Source organism: Vibrio sp. D173a, from assembly GCF_030248475.1.
In genome coordinates, this window is sequence record NZ_JAHGAH010000313.1 from 1 (window position 1) to 11,342 (window position 11,342).

8 protein-coding genes are annotated in these 11,342 nt (G+C 45.4%); 4 read left to right on the forward strand and 4 right to left on the reverse strand.

Annotated features, from left to right (window positions below; all coding sequences use genetic code 11):
* Positions 1–15 precede the first annotated feature (15 nt).
* Positions 16–438 (reverse strand): hypothetical protein, encoded by a 423-nt coding sequence (locus tag KIV40_RS24945; RefSeq protein WP_285351875.1) that lies wholly within the window; start codon positions 436–438, stop codon positions 16–18.
* Between the two features lie 175 nt (positions 439–613).
* Positions 614–1,486, reverse strand: a complete 873-nt coding sequence (locus KIV40_RS24950) for a TraB/GumN family protein (protein WP_285351877.1) — start codon at positions 1,484–1,486, stop codon at positions 614–616.
* 458 nt (positions 1,487–1,944) lie between these two features.
* Here KIV40_RS24950 and KIV40_RS24955 point away from each other — a divergent pair, with 458 nt between their 5' ends.
* Together KIV40_RS24955 and KIV40_RS24960 are read left to right on the forward strand one after the other, a co-directional pair.
* Positions 1,945–4,596: a beta-N-acetylhexosaminidase gene (locus KIV40_RS24955; protein WP_285351879.1), complete on the forward strand. Its 2,652-nt coding sequence runs from the start codon at positions 1,945–1,947 to the stop codon at positions 4,594–4,596.
* Between the two features lie 451 nt (positions 4,597–5,047).
* Positions 5,048–5,740: an oligogalacturonate-specific porin KdgM family protein gene (locus tag KIV40_RS24960; protein ID WP_285351880.1), complete on the forward strand. Its 693-nt coding sequence runs from the start codon at positions 5,048–5,050 to the stop codon at positions 5,738–5,740.
* A 66-nt stretch (positions 5,741–5,806) separates the two neighbouring features.
* Here the strand turns inward: KIV40_RS24960 and KIV40_RS24965 are convergent, their stop codons facing one another.
* Entirely contained in the window at positions 5,807–6,256 is a 450-nt protein-coding gene (locus KIV40_RS24965) for a DUF411 domain-containing protein (protein ID WP_005425611.1), read from the reverse strand.
* Positions 6,257–6,280: 24 nt separating this feature from the next.
* Entirely contained in the window at positions 6,281–8,977 is a 2,697-nt protein-coding gene (locus KIV40_RS24970; RefSeq protein ID WP_285351883.1) for a heavy metal translocating P-type ATPase, read from the reverse strand.
* A gap of 473 nt (positions 8,978–9,450) precedes the next feature.
* Here KIV40_RS24970 and chiP point away from each other — a divergent pair, with 473 nt between their 5' ends.
* On the forward strand, positions 9,451–10,587 hold the full coding sequence (gene chiP / locus KIV40_RS24975; protein ID WP_134977713.1) for a chitoporin: 1,137 nt from the start codon (positions 9,451–9,453) through the stop codon (positions 10,585–10,587).
* A gap of 123 nt (positions 10,588–10,710) precedes the next feature.
* Positions 10,711–11,307 carry a DUF2057 domain-containing protein gene (locus KIV40_RS24980; RefSeq protein WP_005425603.1) on the forward strand — a complete coding sequence of 199 codons (597 nt, stop codon included), beginning with the start codon at positions 10,711–10,713 and terminating at the stop codon, positions 11,305–11,307.
* Positions 11,308–11,342 lie beyond the last annotated feature (35 nt).

The window sequence follows — 11,342 nt, forward strand, 5'->3', positions numbered from 1 at the left end:
GAATCCCGAATCCTGTTACTTCACATCACAACTAATGTCTTTAATCGGCGTTTCGGATGTCGTGAAACACACGTAAGCGGTTTGCGGATTGTTTGGGCCGATACGGATATAGCCTGCTTCTAATTCATCTTCGTCAAAAGTCACCGAGTGGGATTGTCCAGTTTTGCCATCAAAGTAGCTGGCTTCAAAGTTTTGGGTCAACAGATGAGCAACACGGTTACGAGTGTGAGCCGTTGTAAAAGTGATGTTCGCACATCGCATCATTGGCTTTTGGGTAACTAAAAACTGGCCGCTTTCTTTGTCGAATACGCCGCCTTTAGTTTCTGGGGCAATATCGATAGGCTCGAAGCTTTCAATTGTGCAAGAAGGTTTAGCATTCGCTAACGAAGGTAAAAGTAGTGCACTGGCTAGGAATAATAATGTGGCTTTGAATTTCATAAAGGCTTTTATCAGATTTGAGATTGTCTACAGAATGAATCGATAGTATCGGATAGATTGCTGGATTTGTCAGCGAAGCGTAAGTGTAGACTTAACGGTGAGGGGGCGGTGTAAGAGGATGTAAGTGCCCCGATAGTCAGGGCACAGATGTCGGCAGGGTATGTGGTAGTGATGATTAGATATCGCAGTCGGCTTTGTGTGTATTGCCGAGAGGCTCAACAGTAAAACCACGTTCTTCGAGCAGCTCAATGAGGTTGTCTCTGCCGACTAAATGCAAGCTGCCGACAACAATTGTGTATTGGCCTGACTTCTTCGGTAGCATTCTGCCAGAATCTAATTTCTCAGCCCAATCTCGGTTACGGTCGTACAAGAAAGCTTGATTAAACTCATCACTTGATTGTTCACTCATGGATGCTTCTTCTAATGTGCTGCCGTCACCGCTCTTCCAGCTGTCGATTAAGCACTGTACCAGTTTGTCGCCACCGTCATATTCTTCAATAGAAGAGAGCAGAAACTCTTTACCACCATCTTTTTGTCCTGCGATTAAATCCAACTGAAACTGCACACTTTCCAAAGGCAGTACCGGCACTTGCTGTTTATCAGCTAGGTTAATCAAGTGCATGTCGACGCCTTGGTCGGATGCATAACCTAGCTTGTTCACTAACATCAATTGAATGGTTAAAGCTGCTGACCATGGCGGCGCATTGAGCAGCTGTGCTTCTTGTAGACCTAGGTCACTCGCAATCTCCGAAATATGCTTACGCTGCGTTCTATCTAAAACATCTTTGGCAAGCAGTGAGGTTTTTGGGTACGTCACTCCTTCTGTATTTCGAACGTCGGCTTCGATGATTAAGCCATCGCTGTTTTTGAGGAACTGAGTGACAGCTTTGGGTAACGGGTACATGGTTTTGTCACCCACATGAACGGAACCAATAATCATGTATTCCATATCGCCTTTCTTTGCGAGCCAATGCTGTGGCTCGGCTTGAACTGAATAAGAAGTAAAAAAGACGATCAGAGATGACATCACGGACAAGAGTCGAAACATATTTTGCTCCTCGAATTCAATATGCATCTTATCTATAACACGGTTCGGCAAAATCGTCATTTCTAAAAATATTGACGAGTTTTGACGGTGAAGAAATGAGAGTTAATTCACGAAAGTGTTTCAATTGAGTTTGTTGTTAATGGTTCGCTTAATAACCAATAGTGATCAAAATCCTATAAAACCAGCTTAAACCCACCAATATTCGTGACATTGATCGCAACAAACTCGTCAAAAAAAGTTGTTCGTTTTTGACGTTTTAACTAACTCATTGAAATTAATGTGTTTATATTTTTCGGTGTCTAGCCAAATTTGAGCTGGATCACTTCTTAGTTCCATTAATTTTACGCTTAGAAATAACTGCTTGTATGTTGAATGCAACTGTTAAGCGCCTCGCATTTAGGTGCTCACCATTTTTGATAAATGTCGTTTTGAACCACTGACTTTTTGGGGAAAGTAAGATGTTGAAACATAGTCTGATTGCTGCTTCTGTTATTGCTACATTGGCAGGCTGCTCTTCACTGCAGAACTCTGAGCAACAAGTTGTAAACTCATTGGCTGACAACCTTGATATTCAATATGAAGTACTAACAAACCACGGTGCTAACGAAGGTCTTGCATGTCAAGACATCGGCGCAGAGTGGGCGTCTTGTAACAAGGTAAACATGACGCTAGTTAACCAAGGTGAAGCGGTTGACTCTAAAGATTGGGCTATTTACTTCCACAGCATTCGTCTGATTCTGGATGTAGACAACGAGCAATTCAAAATTTCTCGCGTAACGGGTGACCTACACAAACTAGAACCGACCGATAAGTTTGATGGTTTTGCTGCGGGTGAAGAAGTTGTGCTTCCTCTTGTTGCTGAATACTGGCAGCTATTTGAAACTGACTTCATGCCAGGCGCTTTCGTTGCTGCACCAAATGCAGAGCCTAAGATGATCGCTTCTCTTAACACAGAGGACGTTGCATCTTTCGTAACTGGCCTTGAGGGTAACAACCTAAAACGTACGCCAGATGACAACAACGTATTTGCAAACGCTGTGTCTCGTTTCGAGAAGAACGAAGACCTAGCAAAACAAGATGTATCAACCACGTTACTACCAACGCCAATGTCTGTTGAAGCAGGTAAAGGCACAGTAGATATCGCGGCGGGTATTGCGCTGCCTAAAGACGCATTCGATGCGACTCAATACGCAGCAATTCAAGATCGTGCAGAAGTGGTAGGTGTGGATGTTCGTGGTGATCTTCCTGTAAGTATCACTGTTGTTCCTGCAGACTTCACCGGTGAATTAGCAAAATCTGGTGCTTACGAGATGAGCATCAAAGGCGACGGTATTGTGATTAAAGCGTTTGACCAAGCAGGTGCTTTCTACGCAGTACAATCTATCTTTGGCCTGGTAGATAGCCAAAATGCTGATTCTCTACCACAACTGTCTATTAAAGACGCGCCTCGTTTTGATTACCGTGGTGTGATGGTGGATGTGGCTCGTAACTTCCACTCTAAAGACGCGATTCTTGCAACGTTAGACCAAATGGCAGCGTACAAGATGAACAAACTACACCTTCACCTAACGGATGATGAAGGCTGGCGTTTAGAAATCCCAGGTCTGCCTGAGCTGACAGAAGTGGGTGCTAACCGTTGTTTCGATACACAAGAGAAAAGCTGTTTACTGCCTCAGCTTGGCTCTGGTCCAACGACAGACAACTTTGGCTCTGGCTACTTCAGCAAAGCAGACTACGTGGAAATCTTGAAATACGCGAAAGCACGTAACATTGAAGTGATTCCAGAAATCGATATGCCAGCGCACGCTCGTGCAGCGGTAGTATCAATGGAAGCGCGTTACGACCGTCTAATGGAAGAAGGTAAAGAAGCAGAAGCGAACGAATACCGCCTGATGGATCCTAAAGATACATCGAATGTAACGACGGTTCAGTTCTACAACAAGCAAAGCTTCATCAACCCATGTATGGAATCTTCAACTCGCTTTGTTGATAAAGTGATTTCAGAAGTTGCAGCAATGCACCAAGAAGCGGGCGCACCGCTAACAACATGGCACTTTGGTGGTGACGAAGCGAAGAACATTAAGCTAGGCGCTGGTTTCCAAGATGTGAACGCTGAAGACAAAGTAAGCTGGAAAGGTACGATTGATCTGTCTAAACAAGACAAGCCATTCGCACAGTCTCCACAATGTCAGACGCTAATTGCAGACGGTACGGTAAGCGACTTTGCTCATCTACCAAGCCACTTCGCAGAAGAAGTGTCGAAGATTGTGGCTGAGAAAGGCATTCCAAACTTCCAAGCTTGGCAAGATGGCCTTAAGTACAGTGAAGGTGAGAAAGCGTTCGCAACAGAAAACACACGTGTTAACTTCTGGGACGTTCTTTACTGGGGGGGCACATCATCAGTGTACGAGTGGTCTAAGAAAGGTTACGACGTGATCGTTTCTAACCCAGACTACGTTTACATGGACATGCCATACGAAGTGGACCCGAAAGAGCGTGGTTACTACTGGGCAACGCGTGCAACAGATACTCGTAAGATGTTTGGCTTTGCGCCAGAGAACATGCCTCAGAACGCAGAAACGTCTCTAGACCGCGATGGCAACGGCTTTACTGGTAAAGGTGAAATCGAAGCGAAACCTTTCTACGGTCTATCTGCACAGCTTTGGTCTGAGACAGTACGTAACGACGAGCAATACGAGTACATGGTATTCCCTCGCGTACTGGCAGCCGCTGAGCGTGCATGGCACCGTGCTGATTGGGAAAACGACTACAAAGTGGGTGTTGAATACTCGCAAAACTCTAACCTAGTAGACAAAGCTGCGCTAAACCAAGACTACAACCGCTTTGCGAACGTACTTGGTCAACGTGAACTGGCTAAGCTAGAGAAATCAGGCATCGACTACCGCCTACCTGTACCAGGTGCGAAAGTAGAAGATGGCAAGCTAGCAATGAACGTTCAGTTCCCTGGTGTGAAGCTTCAATACTCTCTAGACGGAAAAAACTGGCTAACTTACGCAGACAATGCTCGTCCAAATGTGAAAGGTGAAGTGTTTATCCGCTCTGTATCTGCGACAGGCGAGAAAACAAGCCGTGTGACTAGCGTGAAGTAATTCTGCTAATCATTCACTAAAATCATTGTTCCTTACTCAAAGCCCTCAACGTATGTTGGGGGCTTTGTTTATTTTTCTACGGAAATAAGCGTGATCAATGTCTAATTATTTTTCAAAGATAATTAAGTTGGGTATTTAGAAAGAGAACCATTGTGTGATCTCGATAGTTATTTTGTGCCTAATTGGAGAGGTTAATAAGTTTGATGTCACACTTTATTTTTTTGGTGAATTTTTAGGTTTTATATCAAGATGCTGTATTTAATAAACTTTTTTGGTTTTTGGAAATGTTGATTTGAATTGGATCACTGTTTTAAACGATTTATTTTTCAATGCGAATTAAATTGCGCAGTATTGCTGTCGCCAGGGAGGCACATCCCAATGTTTGCGATGAAGGGCAAGTGATAGCCGGACAACTCATCGCATAACGTGAACAAATAAAGGCAGCAATATTATGAAAAACGTTTTTGCACTAAGTGCACTTTCTCTTGTTTTCGCATCAAGCGCTTTCGCAGGCTCATCTTACGTAACGGGTAACATCCAATTCCACGATGATGGCCGAATCCATGGTTCGGACATGACATCAACGCTAGAAGCTGGCCACACTTTTGATAACCAATTCGGCGGCTTTACGGTTTACACTGAGTTTGACGGCATTCAACTGGGCAAACTAGAAACAGAAAATGGTGGCGCGGGTAACACAACTCCAGCTATCACTGTAGGTGGTGAGCAAGCATTCAACATCACTGATCACCTATGGGTCGCAGCGGGCTACCAGCACCTATTCTCTGCGGGTGAGAGCATCCAATACCGTCCTTTAGTTAAAATCGGCTACAACTTCGATAACGGTATCTCTCTAAGCAACCGTACTCGTGCACACATTGATGCAACAGACGCAGATGCGAAAACAGACTACCGCATGGATAACCGCATTGGTTACGCGATGAATGAAGATGTGACTTTCAGCTACAACAACGTTTACATGATTGAAGCAGAAACGATGGACCACGAGCTACGCGCAACATGGACTCGTCAAGGTGTACAACCTTACTTTGAGTTCCGTAGCCAAGCTCACGGTGCAGAAGATGCAGCAGGAGATAGCCTAGTAAACAATGCGTTCGTGTTCGGCGCGTCTTACGGCTTCTAATTAAAAAGTTTGTCTTAACTGTCCATTAAGAAAAAGCCCAGCGGTTTGTCTCGCTGGGCTTTGTTTTTATTGGTCGTTACCTTTGTGGTAGCGGTATTCGTATACCTGACCTTTGTCGTTGTAGGCGTAAACAGCGTAGCTATCTTTCTTATCACCGTACTCCATGCCCGGTGAGCCCATTGGCATCCCCGGTACTGTCAGGCCTTTTGCGTTGCGAGGTGGGTTTTCCAAAAACGCTTTAATATCGTCGGCAGGAATATGACCTTCAAACACGTAGCCATCGATCTCTGCGGTGTGGCAAGAGTATAGCTGTTCGTTTTTCAGACCTAAGTCGCTTTTGATCGCATTCATGTCATCATGCAGCTTTTCTTCCACGGTAAAGCCGTTCTCTTCCATGTGTTTTGTCCATTCACCGCAACAGCCACAGTATGGTGATTTGTGGTTGATGACATCAGCAGCTAATACGTTCGCTGATGTGGCAGCAAGCATTGTAAAGGTTAATAGTTTCAACTTCATAAGATCCTCGAGAAGAAGTGTCGCTTACTTAATGGTAAACAGTCGTAGTCGATTTGCATTACTGACGACCGTGATTGAAGACAGTGCCATCGCTGCGCCAGCAACAACAGGACTGAGCAAAAATCCGAACGCGGGGTAAAGTACGCCAGCGGCGATAGGAATACCCAGCGAGTTATAAATAAAGGCGCCGAACAAGTTTTGTTTCATGTTCTTAAGTGTCGCGTGAGAGAGTTCAATTGCGTGTACAACCGCCATTGGGGATGTATTGAGAATGGTCATTTGTGAGCTTTCGATTGCCACATCACTGCCGCTTCCCATTGCGACACCAAGATCTGCCAGCGCAAGGGCTGGAGCGTCATTAATGCCATCACCGATCATCGCCACTGTGCGGCCTTGAGATTGCAGCAGTTCAATATGTTGTGCTTTCTCATCGGGCATCACCTGAGCAATGACTTCATCAATGCCGAGCTCCCTACCGATAGCATTGGCAACGTGTTGGTTGTCACCTGTGAGCATGACGGTTTTTATGCCCTGCGATTTTAATGCAGATACTGCTTGCTTGGCATCAGATTTAATCGGGTCAGCGATGGCAATTAAACCAATCAGTTCGTTGTTCAGCGCTACAGCTACTGGTGTCCAAGCGTTGTTTGCACAATCTTCAATCGCTTGCTTCATTGAGCTGGTATCAATCTGCTCGGTTTGCATAAATTGCAATGAGCCGATGAGTAGCGGTTGTGCTTGGTAAGTCGCAGTAATGCCACGGCCACGAATGTTCTCGAATGCGCTCAACTCAACACTTTCAGTCTTGTTCTTTCTCGCGTAATCGCAGACGGCTTTTGCCAACGGGTGCTCCGATTGACGCTCTGCCGCGTATGCAAGAGCCAACATGTGCTCTGGGCTGGTGGCATGAGTAAACACTTGCTGCACACTTGGTTTGCCTTGCGTCAGCGTGCCAGTTTTATCGAATACCACGGTGTCGACTTTGCTCGCCAATTGCAGTGCGTCAGCGTCTTTGATTAAAATGCCAAGCTCTGCGGCTTTACCGACACCAACGGTGACCGACAGTGGCGTTGCTAACCCCAGCGCACAAGGGCAAGCGATGATCAGCACGGTGGTCGTTACGACAAGCATGTAGCTGGCTTTAGGTTCTGGACCTACCGCAAACCAAACCAAAGCGGCAAGGATGGCAATGCCCACAACAACAGGGACAAACACCGATGAAATTTGGTCTGCTAATTTGGCTATGGCGGGCTTACTGCTTTGCGCCGTGCGTACCATGCGAATGATTCGAGCCAGCATAGTGTTCGCGCCGATGCCTGTTGCTTCAATGACTAATCCACCATCGGTATTTAATGTACCAGCAGACACTTGCGCATCTTGCGCCTTTAATACTGGTACGGGTTCACCGGTCAGCATCGACTCATCAATGTATGATTCACCCTGCATCACAACGCCATCAACTGGCACTTTCTCTCCCGGTTTGATGCGCAGTTTCATGCCTAACGTGATTTGCTCAACCGTAATCTGTTGATCACCTTGTTCTGTAATCACAGTCGCTTGCTGAGGTTGCAGGTTAATCAGAGCCTGAAGTGAGCGTGTGGTGTTTGCTTTGGCTTTTGCCTCTATATAGTGACCAAGAGAAATTAAGCCGATGATCATTGCGCTCGCTTCAAAGTAAACATGGCGGGAAGCAAGAGGGAACCAGTCTGGAAAAATCACCACAAGCATCGAATAGAACCATGCCGCACCAGTGCCTAAAGCCACTAAAGTGTCCATAGTTGCACGTTTGTGAGTGGCCGCTAACCATGCGTTAGTAAAGAAGTGCTTACCCGCTGTCGCAAGCAATAGAAGACATAGAATGCCTATCGCTCCCCAAGCCAGTTGATCATTGGCATTACGAATCATCATGTTGCCGCCAAATACACCCCAAAGCATCAGCGGCGCACCGACAACTAAGCCAGCAATGGCATCCAGCCTGAAGCGTTTTTGCTGGGCGAGTTGTTGAGCCGCTTGTTTTTCTTGCTGGGTTGCTGCGTCTTGCAGGATCTCTGCTTGGTAACCGGCTTGTTTTACGGATTGAACGATCGCATGGTGAAGGGCTTCAGTATCTTGAGTGGCGAACACCAATGCACTTTGCTCAGCAAGGTTTACTTGTGCTTTCTCAATGCCTTCTACGTTAGTAAGTGCTTTCTCTACTGAAGAGACGCAACTCGCACACGTCATGCCTTGAATCAGCATTTGCAATTGAATGCTTGCTGGTGGTACATGCGCATCTTTGATGTTGCTTTGCTTTTCTACCTGTTCAATATCTGGTGAGCTTTCTTCTTCTACTTCAATAGAATCAAGGCTAGCGGTATAGCCGAGAGTCGCCACAAGATCGATCACTTGCTGCTCTGATAGTAGGGTTGTGATATCGAGTAGGGTTGTCGATGCTTGAAACGCAATGACGTCTTGATTCTCCTCTAATAAAGAAGAGAGTTTCTTCACGCAGCCGCCGCAGCTTAATCCAGCTAGGTGGAACTGATATTGATGCCCGGCCTGATAACCCAATGACTCAATGGATTCAACAATAGAAGAAAGAGGGGATTCGGTTTTCACTTCAACCATGGTCGGGGACAAATTGATAATCTCAACACTGTGATTGGCATGTAAAGCTTTCTCAACTTTTCTCGCACAGCCCATGCAGTTAAGTCCCGACATAGGTACAACGAACTGATACATAATTTGTCCTCAATAATACTAATGTGGAGAGCATAAACCTTCCTGCAAGGGGAAGGTCAAGTTTTTCGACGCGAAACAAATTCGTCAAAATCTCCGTTATTGCGCTGACTTTATGCAGTTATTGTTGCGAGTTATCTCAAAGTTTTTTCTCTCTGAATATAAAGTTCCGTTAAAACACCTAAAACATGAGTGAATTCGATCGCGACTTTTGAGCTTTTTATATAAAAATGGCGTGACTTGGAATGGTTTTGACGTTTTTATATTTTTATTTCATACCTTAAATTCTTGTATTTTTTGGTTTTATATTGTTTTTGATCTTCTCATTTTGAAGTTGCTCAGATTGCCGTGGGGAAAGTTTTTCACTGCGAAAAAAGTTTGTCATATTTGCTCCGTCCAAACACAGATTCAAGTTCCTGCAATGTCCTAGTTAGCGAATTTGAAAATGGAAAAAACTAAAAATATAGGGGTTAAAAATGTCTTACCTAAAGAAAAGCCTACTTGCTACTGCAATCACAGGCATGATGTTCAGTGGTTCAGCTTTTGCTGATGGTGCAAACAGTGATGCAGCGAAAGAGTACCTAACTAAAGACTCTTTCTCTTACGAAGTTTACGGCATTATCGCGATGCAGGCCGCGTACCGCGATTACGATTCTGGTAGCAAAGCAACTGACGACGATTTGGGCGGCATGCAGCTAAACAACGAATCTCGTATCGGCTTCCGTGGTAAAAAACAATTCGCTAACTTTGAACCAACGTTCATTTGGCAAATCGAAGGTGGCTACGTAGACCCAAGCTTCGGTGGTGAAGGTGCTGGTCTTGGTGAGCGTGACACATTCGTAGGTTTTGAAAGCGCTTCTTGGGGGCAAGTTCGTCTAGGTCGCGTACTTACTCCAATGTACGAGTTGGTTGACTGGCCAGCATCTAACCCAGGTCTAGGCGATGTTTACGACTGGGGTGGTGCAATCGGTGGTGCTAAGTACCAAGACCGTCAATCAAACACTGTCCGTTGGGACTCTCCAATGTTTGCTGACAAATTCTCTCTAGATATCGCAGCGGGTGCAGGTGACGAAGCTGGTCTAGGTGCTGGTGACGATTACTGGGGCGGCATTGCGGCTCACTACAAGTTAGGTCCACTACAATTGGATGCTGCTTACGAGGGTAACCGTAACATCGAATCTGAAGATCAAACTTGGGAAAACAACACTTACCTAGTAGGTGTTCAAGGCTGGTTTGAAAACGGTATTTCGTTCTTCGCTCAATACAAATACATGGAAGCAGATGGCAGCAAAGGTGTGAGCGAGAAACAAGATGCAATGTCTGCGGGTCTGATGTACACAACAGGCGATTGGCAGTACAAACTGGGTTACGCAGCAAACTTTGACCTAGAACGTGACGGTAAGACAATCGACAACACAGCAGATGATGTATTATCTGCACAAATCATGTACTTCGTAGACCCATCTGCAGTACTTTACGCTCGTGCTCGTACGCTAGACTTTGGTGATGGTGCAACTTACGCGAACGGTTACACTGATAAAGATGGTGGCACGAACCGTTGGAAGTCAGCTGACTACGACGAGTTCTCTGTAGGTGTTGAATACTACTTCTAATACAGAAGCAGCTAAAAGGGCGGAAACGCCCTTTTTGTATTGATACTTATTCACATAAGCCATTGAAATGACCGGCCTGTTAGTTTCAGTGGTTTATCTAAATTGGTATAAGACGAGAAAACCATGATGAAAAAAACAACCACACTATTAGGATTTTGCGCACTACTTTCTGCGCCTGCATTTGCTGCTCAACTGACTCTGCAAGCGGAATTGGTTCCTCGCGTTATCAACGGTGAGTTCGTCTACCCTGAGTGGATCTCTGACAACAACAGCATCAAAGTTGAAGATGGTGCAAACCAACTGGCTGTGAATGTGGGCCAAATAGTGTTTGAAGATGGCAAGCGTCGTAAGTTCGATTCGCAGCCGCTTTTATTAGAGTTTGATGCACCGAAAGATGCGGAGCTAACGCTGACTTACAACAAGTTCCGTACCATTGAAGAAGCAAATGCTTTTGAAATGGACCCAAAACTGACGCTAAAAGACGCAAACGGTAAAGACGTTGAGTTCTCGATGGTTCAACTGCGCAAAGGTGGCCTACAAGGTTTCCGCGATTACGAGCGTGAAGTGGCCGATTACAATAAGGCTATGAACAAGGAATCAACCAAGGCAAGTATCGCTGCTTCTCCAGCGGTAACCAAAACGTTGAAAGAATCGTTCCATGATTTAAGCCGTGAAGAGCAGCAAGAGTTCATGCAGTGGGCGATGCGTAACCTGAAGTAATTCGGTTATCTTCCTCTATATACCCAAGTAACCTC